A 16,371-nucleotide genomic window follows, 5' to 3' on the forward strand; every position below is an offset into this window, starting at 1 on the left:
ACGATACGAACAAAATATTTATGAGCGTGTTCAACAATCGAATATGGAGCAAATTGGGCGAGAAGAACAACTGAGCTATAAAGAAATAAAAGGAATATTTGAGCAGGTAATCAAGCTCAAAAAAAAAAACAAGTTGGAAGTCAGCTAAGCGAATCTCTATTGATGAAATAAGTATGCGAAAAGCTCAAGGAAAATTTGTCACTGTTGTCAGTGATATTTCTGAGGGTAATTTGATTGAAATGATTGACTCTCACCGTCAAGACGAAATCATTGAAGTTCTTATGACACAACCAATTGAGGTTCGTGAACAAGTTGAAGAGGTGAGCTTTGATATGTGGGGAGGATTCCCTAATGTCATCACAAAAGTATTCCCAAATGCCAAAATTGTTAGTGACCGTTTTCATGTAATGAAAGTTGTAAATCGAAATTTAAATAAATTGCGTACAGCAGCAGGAATTACCGATAGATGTAGTAAATATTTATTATTAAGTAATAGAGTAAATCTTAATCCTCTTCAGCTTGATAAATTAGAATTGACATTAAAGAAATCAGAATGTTTGAGGATTGCGTATGAGATGAAGGAAAATTTTAGAAGAATATATGAAACTAATTTCACCGTCAAAAAAGGGCATCAAAAACTCAAAGAATGGCTGAATCACGCACAAGTATTTTTGAGAGAATCTACATCAACAATTGAGAATCATTTTGAGGGCATTTGTAATTACTTTCTTGATCGCACAACCAGTGGAGTGATGGAAGGAATTAACAATCGAATTAAGTTGATTATGCGAGAAGGGTATGGATTTTCTAATTTTGAAAATTTGAGAAATCGCGTATTAGCTTGCTTTGATCATTAGATAAAGTTATCACCATAAGTTCGGGAGAGCCCAAATACCTCACGATTCTGAAGAAATCTTCATAATTGAAAAGTTTGGGAAAATTTTTATTAAGTACCTATGGACACATCCCCATCAAAAATGATATTAATGATCGGTAACACCCTCTATTGGGCGAGACCAATAGAGCAAATCAGGGGAACAGCATTTGTGGTCTGAAACAAAATCCGGGTAAGATACCCCCTTGATGATTCGACGGTTGAAACCAGGTTTACACAAACTTTTGTCGGCCGCCTGCGGACTGGTTCATTAAGGGTATCTCAAACCCGGATTTGGTATGAAACAGAATTTTTCAAAATTGACCGGGATCAAAAACGATACAGGCTGCAGCAGGGCTGTCGTGGCGGTCAAATTTTAGAAGAATCTTCAAAGTCCCAGATTCATCTGTGGAGTCGAGATCAAATCTCACATCTCAAATTGACTGACAGCTATGGAGCAAATCCCAAACTGTGCAAATACTCGCCAGTTCAGCAACAAAGTCGGAGACTCCGAAGGTATGCCTGCGGGAGAATCTCGATCGCCCACCCACAACCCCAGAGGCAGCCGTGTCGGAGAGTAAAGAGCGATTTCGGCGGTTTGTAGAGCGCTCCGCCGACGCCGTAGCAATGGTAGATTGTGAAATGCGCTATGTGTCGGTTTCTCGTCGCTGGGAAACGGATTGCGGGCTCGGCTGCGGGGAGGCGATCGGCCGCTCTCATTGGGAACTGTTCCCGAATCTCCCGGAATATTGGCAGCAAAATGCTCGGGCTTGTTTGGCTGGAGTTTTGGAATACAGCGAGTTTGTGGCAGGGCGATCGCCCCTATCTGTAGCAGACCAAATCGAAGGTTCTTTGGGCGTGCCGGTAAAATGGGTATTTCAGCCTTGGAAAAATAGCTCTGGTGCGATCGGCGGTTTGATCTTGTTTGCCGAAAAGATAGCTGAGGATGTGGCCCAAACAAATTGCTACAATAAATTTACCTCAAATGTCAGTAGCCCGCAGTTAGAAACAACACTGGAACTAACTCAAATTGCCCTCGACAATGCTGCGGATACAGTTTTTTTTACTACCTCCGACGGTCAAATTTGCTACGCGAACAAAGCCGCGTGTCATCTGTTCGGTTACTCGGAATCGGAACTACTAAACCTGATGGTTAGCGACATCGATTCGCAGTTGTCTGTATCGGATTGGCCCGAGCATTGGGAGCAACTCAAACAGCACAGCAACCTCACTTTTCAAACCACTTACAAAACCCAAGACGGTGCCTGTTTTCCCGTCGAAGTTAAAATCAATTATTTAGAATATGGCGGCTGCGAATACCGCTGTGCGATCGCCCGGGACATTTCGGATCGCCAAGCCGCAGAATCAGGGCTTTTAGAGGCGAAAGAGCAACTTCAAGCCGTTTTGGATGCCGTACCCGGATTAGTTTCTTGGGTAAGTTCCGATTTGCGCTACTTGGGAGTAAACCGACATTTAGCTACCGCTTACCAAATGCCTGCCGAACTTTTTGTAGGTCAGAAAGTAGGTTTTTTAGATACAAGTCCCAAATTTAACGATTTAGTATACGATTTTTTTGCCAGCGCCCAAAACAAGACATCTCAAGAAGTAATAACGAACATCAGAGGAGAAAATAAAACTTATTTAATTGTCGCTCAAAAATATCACAAAAATACGGCTGCGGTATTTGTGGGATTGGACATCACAGAAAGCAAACAGTCTCTTTTGGCTTTGCAAGAGTCGGAAGAGCGCCTGCGACAGCAAGCGGCAAAATTAGAGCGGGCGCTGTTAGTTTTGCGGCAAACTCAAACTCAACTGGTTCAAACTGAAAAAATGTCTACTCTGGGGCAGTTTGTAGCAGGAATAGCGCACGAAATTAACAATCCAGTTAGTTTTATTTCCGGCAATGTCAGCCACGCCACCGGCTACATTCAAGAACTACTGCACTCGCTCGAGCTTTACCAAAAGCATTATCCCGCTCCCGTGCCGGAAATTCAAGATTGGATGGAAGAATTAGACTTGGAATTCATCAAACAAGACTTGCCAAAACTGCTAAATTCAATGAAAGTCGGTTCGGAAAGGATTCGGGATGTGGTGCGGTCGCTTCGGTTGTTTTCGCGTACCGACGAAGCCCTGATGAAGCCTGCTGATATCCACGAATGTTTGGACAGCACTGTGCTAATCTTGCAAAATCGCCTGCAAGCTAAAGGCGGACGCCCTGGAATTAATCTCATCAAGGAATACGGGGATTTGCCGCGAGTGCGCTGCTATGCGGGACAGTTAAATCAAGTGTTCATGCACTTGTTGACAAATGCGATCGACGCTTTGGAAGAAGGCGGGAGAAATCCCAAAAAGTATGGTAAAATGCCAAGTCAGTCTTTGTTGTCTGCGGGCGGCTCTGGAACTGAAATATTCAATCCCGAAATTCGGATTCGGACTTCTGTGGTAGGGGAAAACGAAGTTGCGATCGCCATTAGCGACAACGGCCCCGGCATGACTGAAGAAGTTCTCGGCTGCATCTTTGACCCTTTGTTTACCACTAAATGTCAGGACAGGAGTACAGGTTTGGGTTTGGCAATATCCCAGTATTTGGTAGTAGAAAAGCACGGCGGTAAGCTGCACTGCGTTTCTCGTCCGGGAGCAGGAACTGAGTTGATAGTTAAAATTGCGATCGGCAACGATTAATATCAATTCCGGTTGTACCGTCAGGTGATTGTTGACTGTTAACTGTTGACTGTTGACTCGCGGTCGAAAAACTGAATGGTTGAGTGTTAACTGTTGACTCGATTTTATTATTCCGATGCAGCCGGAAACGATTAATTAGCTATTTACAAATAGGAAATAATATGGTAATCGAGTGGCTCAGATTTAAAGTACCTCAAGAAAAGTGGGAGCAGTTTATTCAGCGAGATGAGGAAGTTTGGACGGCGGGACTAAAAAGTTTGGACGGTTTTTTAGGCAAGGAAATTTGGGTAGATCCGGTGGAAAATGAGGTGGTAATGTTGATTCGCTGGGAAACCAGGGAGAAGTGGAAGTTGGTACCACAAAGCACTATCGAGGAGTTGGATGCGAAAATGGGCGATTTGCAAATTGCGATCGTCGAAAGTCGCGAATATCAAGTTCGCAAGTTTTTGCATTAGTTAGTCACCAGTCAGTTGAGCGTGGTAATTTTTGAAAGATTAATCATGCGTTTTACCTTGATTGTACCGCAGACATCGATTTGGTATTTGGTGTGAAGGGCGATCGAGCTGGGTACAATCATCGCAGTGTTTGGTATCTGGTGTTAGGGGCGCTCGCCCTTGATTGACTATTTCATGCGATTACTTTGGCGGTTCAGTACCTAGAGGGGCTTGACGGCGGTGACGAACGTGTATTATTGCGATGGTATCGCCCTCCACCACAAACAGAATCCGATGGGTTTTTCCTTTACCAACCCACAGTTGTCGAATTTCCCTACCAATGATGGCAGCTTCGGGTGCAACTGAGCAACGGTAAGGAAACTGTTCCAGGGATGCGATCGCATCTTGGAGGTCGTAGTACCACTGATTTGCGGCATCAGCACTCAGATAATCGCACATCCAACGGTAGGCGTTTTCAATTTCTTGAAAGGCGGGTGGTTGGATTAGGACTTGATAACTCATAGACGAGGGGGGATGTTGAACTGCTGCTGTAGCGCTGTCATAGCTCTCTCGGCTGGAATACCTTCACCTCGATCGAAGCTTTCAAGTCCTTTGCGGATGCCGATGATGGCTTCTAGGTAGTCGATGCGATCTAACAGTTGTTCGTAGGTATTGACTTGGGGGTGTGAAGGCGATTTGAGCGATCGCACCAAACTAAGAAGATCCGCAAGCAGTTCGTCAGGGGTAGTATCGATTTCTTGGATGAGGAGTTCTTTGATAGTCATCGCGGCATCTGGTGGAGGATTGATACTCTGATTATAACGAGTGTCGATCGCTCTTTTTTACTCAAGCGATCGCACTTCGTACAATCATCGTAGTGTTTGGTATTTGGTGTGAGGGGCGATCGGGCAATCCCTTCCTCTACACCTATAGCGAGTCTGTCGTCTAGATACAGGTGAGTTATAATAATAACTATGGTAAGATTAAGAGACGAATCGTTAATGTGTGAAATGAGTGTGACCAAGTGATTCCAGAATTCGATGAAAACGGCAATCTACCACCAGGAGTTCATTTTTGCGAATGGGAGGAATTCAATAAAAAATTTGGTACGAATTATAAGAGAGAGCGGATGATCGATGGATTGGAACTGGCAATGACGCAATTAAAAGCAGCAGGCTGTAGGACTATTTATCTTAATGGTAGTTTCGTCACCAGCGAACCAGATCCTAACGATTTTGATGCTTGTTACGATCGCGAAACTGTAGATATGGATAATCTGAGAGTTAATGCTCCTCGATTGTTCAATTATTCCGATCGGAATGCCCAAAAAGCTAAGTATAGAGGGGAGATTTTTCCCTCCGATCAACCTGTCGGCAATTACGGCGAGAATTCCTTTGAATTTTTTCAGACTGACAGAGACCAAAATAAAAAAGGAATCATAGCGATAGATTTAATGAGGTGGAAACCATGATTAAAGATGAATCACAGTATGAATTTAGTCAAGAATGGGTAGAAAAGTTTAAAAAAACTATGGCAGCGATGGAGCGAGATGAAGACGCTAAGAAAAAAGATTTTCTGAAATGGGACGCAGGGCGAGGTGCTTTGCAATGTCATGTAGATAAGTTGGAAGCAGAAATAGCTGAATATGAAAGATTGATGAATTGTGACAAAAGTCAGTCTCTTGAAATTACAGTTGATAATTTAACTGAGTTGCCATTTGCTTTGATAAAAGCTCGGATGGCAGCCAAAATAACCCAGCAAGAACTAGCAGAAATTATAGGAATTGACCCGGAGCGAATTAAGCAATGTGAGGATAAGAATTATCAATGTGCTAGTTTTATAGAACTTCTTGAAGTTAGCGCGGCTTTGGGTGTGGAGTTTAAAATGGCTGTGATGTGGGTGGATTTTGGGGAAGTAGAAATTGGCAAAAGAATTGCAGAGAAACGTAGAAAAAAAAGAATGAAGATGGCAAGTAAAGCATCCTAAAAAGTAATTTATTGCCATAAAAAGTGCTGAATATGTCGAGTTTGTTGGCTGTGAATTAGATAAGGGCGATCGCTCTTTCATTTTAGGCGATCGCTTATCAGAAACAATAAAGGGCGATCGATCTTGATGGGCGAAGGGCGATCGCTCTTGGTAAAATCATTGCAGTGTTTGGTATTTGGTGTGAGGGGCGATCGCAAAGGGAGATCGCGCTCTCATCTCCAAATCCTGACTATATCCCTCGTGCAACCAGAAAAGTTAAGAATAAATTCTCTTATATTTCAATTTTTAATAGTAACCTATTTTAACTTTTAATAGGAACGGAACATTTAGGGTCATCAGGAGAGTTCAGTTTGCATTGCAATAGGGTTAGCACTTGCTTTACATCTATATCTGGGGGAACTGTAACTACAAGTTGGCATTGACTAGGTTTTTTCTCTGTATATGCACAAATTATCTGTTCCTTATTTAAAGTTCCCCAAGCCAGATTCAACATTTTTTCCAGTCTATATCGATCTAATCTCTGAGCTACTTCTTCCGCTCTTTTATCACTTTGATACTTAACCCCTATAGGTTGCAGTCGCAACCAAAAGTAAAGTCTGCCGTTTTCAGAAGTATAAACGACCATTGGTACTGCTGTTTTTCCACCGTCATAGGGCAGATTTCCCGCATAGAATTTTGCACTATAACTATTATTTTCAGGTGAAATCAAGTTAGTTAATTCTATACCGTCTGCTTTTTCAAAGTTGTTACAGGAACTAAGTAGTAAACAACTCAAGCTTATTTCTAATAATAAATTAGTGAGCTTGCCAAACTTATTCATAATTATTAGCTTCTTGATTGTCTATTTTGTTAGAATCAAAAATTTGTTTTACTGTCAAGCTTTCTTGTTCTGCTTGATTGGGTGTCATATCTTGCAAATTATCGCTAATTATTGGCTGTTCTTCTTGGCTAGCGGCGTAATTATCAGTATAAGTAACTGTCTCTGAAGGAACAGTAATAGAGTGTTGCTCTTCGCTAGACGTAGGTTGAATAGGACGATCTTCTTCTAATGTTTTAGAATCATTTTCCTCGTTTGGTGTGCGTTGTCTGAAGAGTGGAGACAAACTATTAGCTATTACCCATAATACTATAATACTAACAATAATAACAACTAAAAAGGGTATTTGTTCAGGCTTTTTTGGCGTCAGATCTCCACCATCTGACGGATCTAGAAAAGGTTTCACATCTATTCTACCTTTTTCCTGAAAATCTTGTTTTTGGTGGTTTTCATTATTTTCAGAAGATTTGTTAGCGCTGTTGACTACTATTTTTTTATACAACACATAATCTTGCAAGTTTGATAAGTGGTAGATATAATGCCTAGTTTTAACGTCCAAATACATTAATTTTTTCATCATACTTAATGGTATTAAATTTATTTAGATTTAGTCTATTGTAAATTCCTTGGACAAGACTCTAGCAGCTTAACATTATTATTAATGAGCCATTTATTTTCTTGATTGTATAATCCCAATTCAATAATTGTTGGTTCGCATTTGCTAGTCCCATCTTTCATAAAATATTTTACAAATAATTTTAACGATATATTACTTTCGGATTTACCTAAAATTTGGGTATCAAATAATTTAATTTTTTCGACGGAGTTCCAAAATTTACTATCAAGTGCAACCAGTTTTTTAAATTTGTCACTCCCTAATTCTAAAGCTGCTTTTGGGTTACTAGGTGCAGTTTCATAGAATTTTTCCACAGTTTGAATTGGGGTTAGTTTATCTTGTGTATTCCACAACTGTACTAGCCAATAAAATCCCACTACCAGCAAAGATACTAGGAATAGTATTAGCAACTGATTGTTTACCTGAACTAACAGCCTTGTTAACCAAATCGGCCAAGGACGGGATATTTTTATCGTTCCTCCTGTACTTTGAGAGGGTGTAACTTGTACAGTTGTATAACTTCCAGGGGTTTGAGGGTTTGACTGAGTAGTTTGACTTGTTTGGGTATTGGCTGTTTGCACTGTTGGTAGTGGTAGGTTTTTACATCTACAAATCAGCCGTTGCAAAAGAAATTGAACATCTGGATCGTTGATTTGAGCAACACTGCTAAAGACACTAGATTGATCTGGGTTTTTAAAATCTGCTTCCACAAATAAAAAATTTTCATCATCAACGTGGAATTGATGCCATAGATTGGGTTTCCTCATAGCAGCAGCTAATGAGAGCATGATTACATCAAACGAAAAATCATCAACTTCCTCGTTATAATCTTTGGAGGAACGCTTAGGATGTCGATAGTTTCGATGTCCACTTTCATTAGGTGGTTTTCCACTGAGTGCAGGTACATACATCCCATCATAATCTACTAACTTTATTTCCCCTGACTGCGTGACTAAAATATTGCCGTGCTGTAAGTCTCCATGAGCAATTTGTCGAGAACGTAATGCTTGTTGTAAGTTCTGTATCTGCTGAAATAAACTCTTAAGAATTTGTTTATTTTTTAAGTTATCAGTAATATAGCGATCGATTTTTTTACCTTCAACCCACTCCATCTTCACAATTGGATAATATTGACCATCTATCAAAATACCTTTGGTCTGGTAATCAAAGTCAATTAACCAGTTTAGTCTCTGAGTTAGAAGATGCCTAATAATAGCTGAATAGCGAATTTCAGCATCTTTTTGTGGGGGGATTGTAAAGCATTTTACTGCCCAACCTGAATGGGATTTATTACATAAGTTAAAAACTATAGCAAAGTTTCCAGAGCAAGAACTAGGACGTTTCTGCTTATTTATTTTAGCTTGACATTGATTTAGTGCTGAATCCTCCAAGAATAAATCAGGACGTGCAATTGCTCTAAAGTAATCAGTATTTGTGGGCCATTTTGGGTTTGAAGAATGTGTCATGAATTTTTATATTAACCGACGAGATAAAGATGTATCAGTGTAGTGTCGTCATTGCGAATTTCTCGGGATACCCGCAAGTCATCTAGCCATCCAATAAACTCCTTTTGAGTATTTATATTATCTAAGATTTGCCAAGGGTTTTTTTCGGATTCAAGGGTTTTAAATATCCAACCAGCCAGTGCATCTGTAACTAAATAAAAATGGGTTTCCGATTGAGCATTTCCCATAGTTACCTTCACGGATTTAGTTAGAGTGTTGTTATCTTGGGGGAAGGTTCCTACTAAATCGGGCGTACTGTTTAGATCGCTGCTTTGACCTAGAGGAAAACAACTTAATAAGCTCTCGCTGTGGACAACAAAAAGACAGGAATCTCCAACAGCAATAGATTGCCACTTAAACTCTCGATCGCCTGTATTTTGTTCTATTTTTAAACCTAGTAGTGTAGCATAAGATCCTTGGGCAGCTTTACGTTTAGCAAACCAAGGTAAATCTTTTTGAGATAACCAGTTTGACCAGTCTTGCTGAAGTGGCTCTAACCAATCACTAATTTCTTCAGGAGAATCAAAAGGTTTGCTAACAAACGACTTGACTAATTTTGATGCCCACTCCTTAGAAAAGGAAGACTCTGTTGCACCATCTGATACAGCACAGTACCAAGGTGATTGGGAGTTGAGAGAAGAGCATTCGTAAGCATCTTCACACTCTTCTGAGCTATTGCCACCTTTGGTAATACAAAAAACGTCTTGACATCTCAAATTCATTTTTTCAAAAATAGACATAGAAAGTGAAGCAACTTCTTCTGTCAAGGGTTTTTTAGTCAACCACCTCCATATTGTTGGTAGGATTTTCCTGCTTAGCATTTGGCACACACCAACCTCCTTTAGTTGAGCTAAATTCAGTTGTTTAACGCATGAGGTCAAGTTGTCGGCGCGTACCGATATCTAAGAACTGAATTAGTTTTACAGCATCGGCATTAAAAGTAAATGCTTTGGAATTGGGGTTAACTGCAAATCCTAAATCTTTTGCAGGTTGCAGGAACGGTTCCGGCAAAGTAACAGATATATTAAACAGCAATTTGGCATAACTATCAGGTAGCATTGCCTCAGAGTCAGGAAAAGCTATTGGTGTTGCCTGTGTGCTAGAAATATGGACATTGCAAAGCAACACTTGGCCATCATTAGTTCCTAGCTGCTTAATCTTATTAGCATCATTAGTGGGATCTCCATCTGTGGAAGCTCCATCAGTGATATTGATGACAGTGGGCGGGAAGCTATCGGGATGTTTGTTTACCCATTCTTGCAAGGCATTATATGCTTGTCTCAAGCCTGCACACATAGGTGTACCACCACTACTTTTTGGGTCTAACCAAACTGGAAAATCTATTTCGACATTTTCTACTTTTCCACGTCCCGTCTCTTTTTGCTCGATACTTTTTTCCATTCTGATATAATTAGGGAAAATAGTACCTATAGGATGCAAAATTTGACCAGAAAGATTACCTGTGAAGGCTGAACCTGTATCTGTTCCATAACCAATTACCCCTATTTCAAAATAATTCCGAACTTCGTCGCCTTTTGTACAGCGCAGTCCTAACGATTCTATAAAGCTATTAATTGCATCTGCTACTTTTTGAGCTTTGGTCTGACTACTCTGCGCTCCACCAAAGCGATCGCTCATAGAGCCTGACTGGTCTATCAAAAACAGAAAGCAAGTGGGGCTATTTCGACTAATTTCTGCTGAGTAAGACATGATTAAATCTCCTTAAATTAGAATGAAAACCTATTATATTCGCCATGCTCAGTCAAGCATAATCTTATATATTTTGACAAATATATTCTATAAATCTTAGGCAAAATTCCTCTCTTTCATCTCGATCGTTTGAATAGAATCCTAAATTTTTAGCCTGATCTAACACTTTTGTTGGATTTTGTCCCCTCAGATATGTTTTCCAATCATTGCCATCATTCCTTTCTGGATTGAGATAAATTACTGCTATTGCTTCTAATAGTCCTGTGTTACTCCCAAACCAACTGCTTCCTTCTGCAAACCAACGAACCGTATATTCTTCGCCTTGCCTAAGTTTTCTACTGTCACCTCTAAGATGTTGGGTGAGACGCTTGCGAAGAGTTTGCCCTTCTGTTTTACCGCAGTAGATATTTTTTTCGTCTCTATAATCTCTAAACAAATAGATTCCCGAACACTCAGGAATATCACTAGATTTTAATATACGGCCCATTTGTTTATATTCTTTTCCTGTCCCCTCATCGGCAAGTGCGTCGCCTATCTTATGGATTACTGATTCAGACCAATTTTTAAATACGTTCCGACTCCAACTCATAGGTTACACCTGTTGCTCAAATATTTCTTAATTTTGAATAAATGATATGTATTAGCGAATGTTGCTTGTTACAGCATACAAGTCATTCTTAGGCTTTGTCTACTCGAACAAAGTTCAATTTTGTTAATGTTATTTTACAGGGTTCAATCTATTTAATCTAATTTTGTGCAAAAATGTACAAAGATGTATAAAAATGTTCTTAAATATGAGCTATAATACAAAAAAATCACCTCTCCCGGCCCCAATGAACCTGAAAAAAGCCTTAAAACTTGCCGATCGCATAATCTTCGAGAAAACGGGTCAACACCTTGACGATCTACAGGAAGCGGTACTCAAAGGCACTCTAGAACATGAGACATACAAGCACATAGCCAAAGACTTTGACTGTTCGGAAAGTAGTGTGAGGAAAGTAGGTTCAGAACTATGGCAAATACTTTCAGAAGAGTTGGGAGAAGATGTTAATAAAAAGAATTTTCAATCGGCAATTCAGAGGTTCAAACTCTCTAATGTTTCAAACTTTGTCAGCGAACAACACATCACTGGTAGTTTTAACACCTGTGGAGAAGCTAGACACCCACCAGAACAAAGAAACTCACACCCACCAAATCAGGAAACAGCTAACTCAAAACCCACGAAAACTCTACATCAAGACTTAAGCGAGATGCCCGAGTTGGGTAATTTCTTCGATCGCACCCCCTCTCTTAACACCCTCACAACCTGGATTCTACAACAAAACTGCCGCCTCATCACCATCACCGGAATCAGCGGTATCGGCAAAACATCCCTAGCAGTACAACTCGTACAACAAATCAAACACGAGTTTGAATACGCAGTTTGGTACACCCTAGACGAATTCCCCACCATCGATAAATTTCAATCAAACCTAACACAGCTTTTTTCCCAGTCAGAAAACCCAGATTCACCCCCAACCAACCAGAAACGCTTACCGCTGATTAAGTATTTACAAAACCATCGCTGTTTAGTAGTCTTAGATGACGTTCACAACCTTTTTTGTAGCGGGGAATTGGCAGGAAAGTACAAACCAAAATATGAAGAATATCGCTCCCTATTCAAACAAATAGAAAAATTATGCCATCAAAGTTGCTTTCTGCTAGTCGGTTGGGAACCGCCCAAAGAAGTTCCTCAACTCACCAGCCAAAATACTCCCATTCGTACCTTACAACTCACTGGTTTAGACACCGCAGCCGCACGGGAAATCCTCAAAGATAAAGGATTAGCAGAAATCGATAACTGCGAAGCACTCATTCACCGCTACCAAGGCAATCCCTTATGGTTAAAAAGCGTGGCGACTTTGATTCAAGAGCTAGGAATTGGCGCGACTGACTTATTAATAGATGATACCATATTGTTACCCGAAGATTTGAAAGATGTTTTGCAAGAGCAGTTCGATCGCACTTCCGAACTAGAAAAACAAGTTATGTCTGTGCTGGCTAGGGAAAACCAGCCAGTCAACCTAGCAAAATTGCTAGAAAAAGGACAAATATCATCATCAGATTTGCTCAACGCCTTGCAATCTCTATCGCGGCGATGCTGGATAGAAAAAGAAGCAACTCTTTACACTTTGCCACCTGTACTGAGGCAGTATATCAAAACTCGACCATGAATAAACGTTTCAAACAACACCGCTTGTCAACCCTTGTTTCCTCAAATTCGGCAACAATGCCAAAACATCCAAATACCACCACCAACGCTGAGGTGTAATCTCCTCAAATTTGCACTTCTGGGTTAAATCCACAAATCTCGACAACTCCTCATAAAACTCCCTTGCTTGTTCAACTAACCGTCGATCGGCATTTGCTAATAAACCTTTCTCTTCCTCACTCAGTTGAGATTCAACTTTTGCCAACTCATCTCTAAGTTGCAACATTTCTAAATGTTCAGCCCCACTCACATCAGGAAATTCAACCATTACACAATAGTTTTTTATCAAAGTATTCATAACAAATCCTTAACTAAACCTACATAAATAAACATTGAATTAGCCAGGTAGCTTTCCGGTTCCTTTGGAGGAAAAGCCGTTTCTAAAACTCCATCCAAGCCCATCATTACCAGCCATATTGTGTTGTTTACACTGCTGACAACTGTCGGATAAAACGTTTCTCCGTAGACATACAGATAAACTTTAGCATCAGCATCCCTAACAATTAAACTGATAACTCCATTATATTCTTCAAGAGTCGCGTCCGGCCCTAAATGACCTCAATTAATCCTTTTGAGTAAATGAGACATTGCTTTTCCAGGTTTCCAGATAATTTCGTCTCTCACCCGCTCAATTGCCTGCACAATCTCTAATTGCCTACCTTCATCAAAAATCAACTTTAACTTTACCTGAGAAAAACTGAACTGCAAATAAACAGATCATAGCCTATTGAGCATTACCCCAAAAATCATAAAACCTAAGACTGTGCTATCATAGAATACAAAACATATTGATTCGAGTTGTATGACCACAATAACTACAGTCACAACAGCCTCCCAACTTGCAGATTACTACATCTGGTTCGCCAATGATGTCGGCTCCTATCTCAGCAACCACAAGCTACAAAAACTATTGTACTACGCTCAAGCATGGTATCTAGCATTTGAGGATACACCGCTGTTTGATGAAGATTTTGAAGCTTGGGTGCACGGGCCGACTATCCCGGCTTTATTTTATGAATACAAAGAACAATTTGACTGGCAGCCAATTCTCAAAGAAGTCGAAAAACCAGAGTTTCCCGAAGAAGTACAAGAGTTTTTAGACGAGTTGTCCGACGAATATTTCTTCCTGGATGCTTATGAGTTAGAGTTGATGGTGCGCCGTGAAGACCCTTGGATTAAGGCTAGAGGTAATTTGCCAAAAGATGAACCTTCTCATGCTATTATTACCAAGGAATTAATGAGAGAATTTTACAAAACCCGTGTCATCGAAGAAAATTAAAAAAGCAGATCTACGCCGCCAGCCATCTTTATCTAGCATCAATCGTCTAGATGTAAAAATACCGGAAGGAGTTAGTTTTTCTTTCAGGTATTACCAGGAGGATAAAGATAAGTTTTCAATTGGCGGTAGAGATGCTAAGTATCTGGCATCTCTCTTGAGAAGGCTGCGCGATTTGTCACAATTGAACGATCGAGAAATTATCAACAATCAGAGTAAAAGTCTGCGGTGTCATGGCATAGTTTGGAAAAATACTACTGAACCTAATGGCTTTGGCATTCCCAATGAAGCTGAGCTAGTAAATGTTCCCTACCAGTTTCAAATATCTGCTAATGAATACGGTAGGGTGCATGGATTTTTTAGTGAAAATATTTTTTACATTGTCTGGCTAGATCCAGACCACAATCTTTACAGTTGAAATTATAGCCGAAGGAAGAAGGAAGAAGGAAGAAGGAAGAAGGAAGAAGGAAGAAGGGAAGAAGGAAGAAGAAAGAAGGAAGAAGGAAGAAGGAAGAAGGAAGAAGGAAGAAGGAAGAAGGAAGAAGGAAGAAGGAGAATGCAATCCAAACAAATGATCTCGTGCTTAAGATTCGAGACTTCTTGAAGAAGTTGGGAATCTCAAATAGTCTGGGACTCACTCCGACTAAAGAAACCTGTTCTTTTGCCGAGTTTGCGGGCTGCGACGAAATATTTTCGCAAAAAACCGGGTTTCTGGACACCCGTGGGTAAGTCCTAATTTTAAGCAAATTTTGCATAGAGAGCTGAAATAAAATTCACGCTTAAAAAGCCTACTGCTAGGACGAGAATGATAAAGATTGTGATACTAAAAATAGATTTTAGCCGATCGGCAATTTCGGGTTTCTCTGATTTCATTGGTCTATTTTTGCTGTAAATTCGCTCCCGGAAATAGAGCAACAGTAAATTATACCAATGCACGAACAAAAATGCAACACCAGACCAGCTCCTCACCTCAATTTCTGCGAGTAGGTCGCATTTTTTAAGTTTTCATCTAAAATCTCAAATTTAAAATCTCAAATCCGATGAAGCATAGTTTGGTTGACCGCCTCCGCACTCGGTACGATCGCCCGAATCCGATCGTACCCGCGTCCTGTAAAATAGAGGGCGCGTTCGGTTTCACCTTTTAACAGCCCCAATTGTGGGATCTCGAACCGAAACCTCCCAAATACATAATCATACGTTAGTTATCCTTAACCTACTCAATAAGGTAAAAATAGAAGAGTGTCAGCAAATAATCTAAAACATATAACTCAAAAAAGGATATAAATCAATGCTCCACCCAGTCTCGCAACCCTACCAACAACGAGAACATACTATGACCCAAAGAGCCGTGCGGAAGCCAAACCCCTCTGCTAGAAACCATTTGAGGCCAAGTTTTCCTCAAAGACACTGGCTGGAACTAGCAGAATACGCCTCACTGGCGGCCTCTGGTGTGGGTTCCTTGGCGGTGGCTGTGTCCGGTCAAGCTTTTTACGGAGTCGCGCCCCTGACTTTGGCTTTGTCGCTGAATGTTGCTAACCGCTATCGGTTCGAGCAGCAAGTGCGGGTTCACCAAAATTCCGAACTCGCCAGCGTGCAAAAGTCGGTAAATAAGGTCGAAAAAACGGCAGTGACGGTAATTGTTAAATTGCGGAAACAGTTGTCAGCAGATATTGCAGCGCTGCGCCAGCAAATGGCTGCAATGCCTAGAACAGAAGGTTTTGAAGAGTCGATAGACATCGAGCGGCAGTTGCTGAGTTTGGGAGAGTCGGTAGCTTCTTTGCAAGAAATGGTAGCATCTGCTGTCCTCAATGTCCGCCAGCAGGTGAGCCAAGAATTGCAAGATTTATCGGTTGGTCAACCGACAAATCTCCGAGCTGTCGAACAGGCTATAGAGAAACTCGAAAGCGCGACAAAAGGCTTGGCAGAAACTTCTATAACCCGAGACGACTGGAAAGCAGTAAATACTCGATTCTTGGAAATCCAGAAAGTCATGGAGAATTTGCAAAGCCAACTGCAAGGAAACTCGTACCAATCGAATCCGGATTTGTCAGCATTCCAAGCTCAAATCCACCGTTTGGAACATGAGCAACAAGAAGTTGTAAAACCTCATCTCAAGCGCTTAATCTCGGTTGTCAAGCAGTTGCAGCACACGCAAGAAAGTTAGTTGACTGTTGGCAGTTGGCAGTTGACTGTTGGCAGTCAACAGTCAACTGTCAACAA

Annotated in this window: 20 protein-coding genes; 9 read left to right on the forward strand and 11 right to left on the reverse strand. The window is 40.8% G+C overall.

Features of this window, described 5'->3' with window-relative positions; all coding sequences use genetic code 11:
- Positions 1 to 173: 173 nt before the first annotated feature.
- The 3 genes from IQ270_RS13375 to IQ270_RS13385 all read left to right on the forward strand — a co-directional run bounded on the left by IQ270_RS13375 (position 174) and on the right by IQ270_RS13385 (position 4,011).
- Positions 174 to 857 (forward strand): ISL3 family transposase, encoded by a 684-nt coding sequence (locus IQ270_RS13375; RefSeq protein ID WP_228056331.1) that lies wholly within the window; start codon positions 174 to 176, stop codon positions 855 to 857.
- A gap of 488 nt (positions 858 to 1,345) precedes the next feature.
- Positions 1,346 to 3,556, forward strand: coding sequence for a PAS domain S-box protein (locus tag IQ270_RS13380; RefSeq protein ID WP_193973682.1), 2,211 nt, complete (start codon positions 1,346 to 1,348; stop codon positions 3,554 to 3,556).
- 161 nt (positions 3,557 to 3,717) lie between these two features.
- Positions 3,718 to 4,011, forward strand: a complete 294-nt coding sequence (locus IQ270_RS13385; protein WP_193973683.1) for a TIGR03792 family protein — start codon at positions 3,718 to 3,720, stop codon at positions 4,009 to 4,011.
- A gap of 180 nt (positions 4,012 to 4,191) precedes the next feature.
- Here IQ270_RS13385 and IQ270_RS13390 read toward each other — a convergent pair whose 3' ends face one another.
- Positions 4,192 to 4,512, reverse strand: coding sequence for a type II toxin-antitoxin system RelE/ParE family toxin (locus IQ270_RS13390; RefSeq protein WP_193973684.1), 321 nt, complete (start codon positions 4,510 to 4,512; stop codon positions 4,192 to 4,194).
- Positions 4,509 to 4,775, reverse strand: a complete 267-nt coding sequence (locus tag IQ270_RS13395; RefSeq protein WP_193973685.1) for a prevent-host-death family protein — start codon at positions 4,773 to 4,775, stop codon at positions 4,509 to 4,511. Before IQ270_RS13395 ends, IQ270_RS13390 begins: the two co-directional genes overlap by 4 nt.
- A gap of 239 nt (positions 4,776 to 5,014) precedes the next feature.
- On the opposite strand from IQ270_RS13395, the gene IQ270_RS13400 reads away from it, so the two are divergent.
- A complete protein-coding gene (locus IQ270_RS13400; protein WP_193973686.1) occupies positions 5,015 to 5,461 on the forward strand; it encodes a hypothetical protein in 447 nt (148 codons plus the stop codon).
- On the forward strand, positions 5,458 to 5,976 hold the full coding sequence (locus IQ270_RS13405) for a helix-turn-helix transcriptional regulator (protein WP_193973687.1): 519 nt from the start codon (positions 5,458 to 5,460) through the stop codon (positions 5,974 to 5,976). Before IQ270_RS13400 ends, IQ270_RS13405 begins: the two co-directional genes overlap by 4 nt.
- 301 nt (positions 5,977 to 6,277) lie before the next feature.
- On the opposite strand, the gene IQ270_RS13410 is transcribed toward IQ270_RS13405, so the two are convergent.
- The 6 genes from IQ270_RS13410 to IQ270_RS13435 all read right to left on the reverse strand — a co-directional run bounded on the left by IQ270_RS13410 (position 6,278) and on the right by IQ270_RS13435 (position 11,213).
- Positions 6,278 to 6,796, reverse strand: a complete 519-nt coding sequence (locus tag IQ270_RS13410) for a COP23 domain-containing protein (RefSeq protein ID WP_193973688.1) — start codon at positions 6,794 to 6,796, stop codon at positions 6,278 to 6,280.
- Positions 6,789 to 7,373, reverse strand: coding sequence for a hypothetical protein (locus IQ270_RS13415; protein WP_193973689.1), 585 nt, complete (start codon positions 7,371 to 7,373; stop codon positions 6,789 to 6,791). The genes IQ270_RS13410 and IQ270_RS13415 overlap by 8 nt, the downstream gene beginning before the upstream one ends.
- 32 nt (positions 7,374 to 7,405) lie before the next feature.
- On the reverse strand, positions 7,406 to 8,875 hold the full coding sequence (locus tag IQ270_RS13420; RefSeq protein ID WP_193973690.1) for an AarF/UbiB family protein: 1,470 nt from the start codon (positions 8,873 to 8,875) through the stop codon (positions 7,406 to 7,408).
- An 11-nt stretch (positions 8,876 to 8,886) separates the two neighbouring features.
- Positions 8,887 to 9,681: a protein phosphatase 2C domain-containing protein gene (locus IQ270_RS13425; RefSeq protein WP_193973691.1), complete on the reverse strand. Its 795-nt coding sequence runs from the start codon at positions 9,679 to 9,681 to the stop codon at positions 8,887 to 8,889.
- A gap of 97 nt (positions 9,682 to 9,778) precedes the next feature.
- Positions 9,779 to 10,624 carry a vWA domain-containing protein gene (locus IQ270_RS13430; RefSeq protein ID WP_193973692.1) on the reverse strand — a complete coding sequence of 282 codons (846 nt, stop codon included), beginning with the start codon at positions 10,622 to 10,624 and terminating at the stop codon, positions 9,779 to 9,781.
- Positions 10,625 to 10,688: 64 nt separating this feature from the next.
- On the reverse strand, positions 10,689 to 11,213 hold the full coding sequence (locus IQ270_RS13435; protein ID WP_193973693.1) for a GIY-YIG nuclease family protein: 525 nt from the start codon (positions 11,211 to 11,213) through the stop codon (positions 10,689 to 10,691).
- Positions 11,214 to 11,457: 244 nt separating this feature from the next.
- Here IQ270_RS13435 and IQ270_RS13440 point away from each other — a divergent pair, with 244 nt between their 5' ends.
- The gene (locus IQ270_RS13440; RefSeq protein ID WP_193973694.1) at positions 11,458 to 12,837 is read left to right on the forward strand and encodes an NB-ARC domain-containing protein; all 1,380 of its coding nucleotides are present in this window, start codon (positions 11,458 to 11,460) and stop codon (positions 12,835 to 12,837) included.
- Positions 12,838 to 12,846: 9 nt separating this feature from the next.
- On the opposite strand, the gene IQ270_RS13445 is transcribed toward IQ270_RS13440, so the two are convergent.
- Positions 12,847 to 13,143, reverse strand: a complete 297-nt coding sequence (locus IQ270_RS13445) for a hypothetical protein (protein WP_193973695.1) — start codon at positions 13,141 to 13,143, stop codon at positions 12,847 to 12,849.
- A gap of 534 nt (positions 13,144 to 13,677) precedes the next feature.
- Here IQ270_RS13445 and IQ270_RS13455 point away from each other — a divergent pair.
- Complete coding sequence (locus IQ270_RS13455) at positions 13,678 to 14,154, forward strand: Panacea domain-containing protein (protein ID WP_193973696.1); 477 nt, start codon at positions 13,678 to 13,680, stop codon at positions 14,152 to 14,154.
- Positions 14,135 to 14,569: a hypothetical protein gene (locus IQ270_RS13460; protein WP_193973697.1), complete on the forward strand. Its 435-nt coding sequence runs from the start codon at positions 14,135 to 14,137 to the stop codon at positions 14,567 to 14,569. Before IQ270_RS13455 ends, IQ270_RS13460 begins: the two co-directional genes overlap by 20 nt.
- Before the next feature lie 320 nt (positions 14,570 to 14,889).
- Here the strand turns inward: IQ270_RS13460 and IQ270_RS31920 are convergent, their stop codons facing one another.
- Entirely contained in the window at positions 14,890 to 15,024 is a 135-nt protein-coding gene (locus tag IQ270_RS31920) for a hypothetical protein (RefSeq protein WP_255513209.1), read from the reverse strand.
- 158 nt (positions 15,025 to 15,182) lie between these two features.
- Positions 15,183 to 15,305: a hypothetical protein gene (locus tag IQ270_RS31925; RefSeq protein ID WP_255532428.1), complete on the reverse strand. Its 123-nt coding sequence runs from the start codon at positions 15,303 to 15,305 to the stop codon at positions 15,183 to 15,185.
- 134 nt (positions 15,306 to 15,439) lie between these two features.
- On the opposite strand from IQ270_RS31925, the gene IQ270_RS13465 reads away from it, so the two are divergent.
- Positions 15,440 to 16,315: a hypothetical protein gene (locus tag IQ270_RS13465; RefSeq protein WP_193973698.1), complete on the forward strand. Its 876-nt coding sequence runs from the start codon at positions 15,440 to 15,442 to the stop codon at positions 16,313 to 16,315.
- The last annotated feature ends 56 nt before the right edge of the window (positions 16,316 to 16,371 follow it).

It is taken from the genome of Microcoleus sp. LEGE 07076 (assembly GCF_015207455.1).
Classification (GTDB): domain Bacteria; phylum Cyanobacteriota; class Cyanobacteriia; order Cyanobacteriales; family Microcoleaceae; genus Microcoleus.

Excerpts from the sequence above, each read along its gene's own strand:
- IQ270_RS13445 (WP_193973695.1), bottom strand. The coding sequence starts at position 13,143 with ATGGTTGAATTTCCTGATGTGAGTGGGGCTGAACATTTAGAAATGTTG.
- IQ270_RS13430 (WP_193973692.1), bottom strand. The coding sequence starts at position 10,624 with ATGTCTTACTCAGCAGAAATTAGTCGAAATAGCCCCACTTGCTTTCTG.
- IQ270_RS13395 (WP_193973685.1), bottom strand. The coding sequence starts at position 4,775 with ATGACTATCAAAGAACTCCTCATCCAAGAAATCGATACTACCCCTGAC.
- IQ270_RS13420 (WP_193973690.1), bottom strand. The coding sequence starts at position 8,875 with ATGACACATTCTTCAAACCCAAAATGGCCCACAAATACTGATTACTTT.
- IQ270_RS13390 (WP_193973684.1), bottom strand. The coding sequence starts at position 4,512 with ATGAGTTATCAAGTCCTAATCCAACCACCCGCCTTTCAAGAAATTGAA.
- IQ270_RS13415 (WP_193973689.1), bottom strand. The coding sequence starts at position 7,373 with ATGATGAAAAAATTAATGTATTTGGACGTTAAAACTAGGCATTATATC.
- IQ270_RS31920 (WP_255513209.1), bottom strand. The coding sequence starts at position 15,024 with ATGAAATCAGAGAAACCCGAAATTGCCGATCGGCTAAAATCTATTTTT.
- IQ270_RS13435 (WP_193973693.1), bottom strand. The coding sequence starts at position 11,213 with ATGAGTTGGAGTCGGAACGTATTTAAAAATTGGTCTGAATCAGTAATC.
- IQ270_RS13410 (WP_193973688.1), bottom strand. The coding sequence starts at position 6,796 with ATGAATAAGTTTGGCAAGCTCACTAATTTATTATTAGAAATAAGCTTG.
- IQ270_RS13375 (WP_228056331.1), top strand. The coding sequence starts at position 174 with ATGCGAAAAGCTCAAGGAAAATTTGTCACTGTTGTCAGTGATATTTCT.
- IQ270_RS13440 (WP_193973694.1), top strand. The coding sequence starts at position 11,458 with ATGAACCTGAAAAAAGCCTTAAAACTTGCCGATCGCATAATCTTCGAG.
- IQ270_RS13465 (WP_193973698.1), top strand. The coding sequence starts at position 15,440 with ATGCTCCACCCAGTCTCGCAACCCTACCAACAACGAGAACATACTATG.
- IQ270_RS13405 (WP_193973687.1), top strand. The coding sequence starts at position 5,458 with ATGATTAAAGATGAATCACAGTATGAATTTAGTCAAGAATGGGTAGAA.
- IQ270_RS13385 (WP_193973683.1), top strand. The coding sequence starts at position 3,718 with ATGGTAATCGAGTGGCTCAGATTTAAAGTACCTCAAGAAAAGTGGGAG.
- IQ270_RS13455 (WP_193973696.1), top strand. The coding sequence starts at position 13,678 with ATGACCACAATAACTACAGTCACAACAGCCTCCCAACTTGCAGATTAC.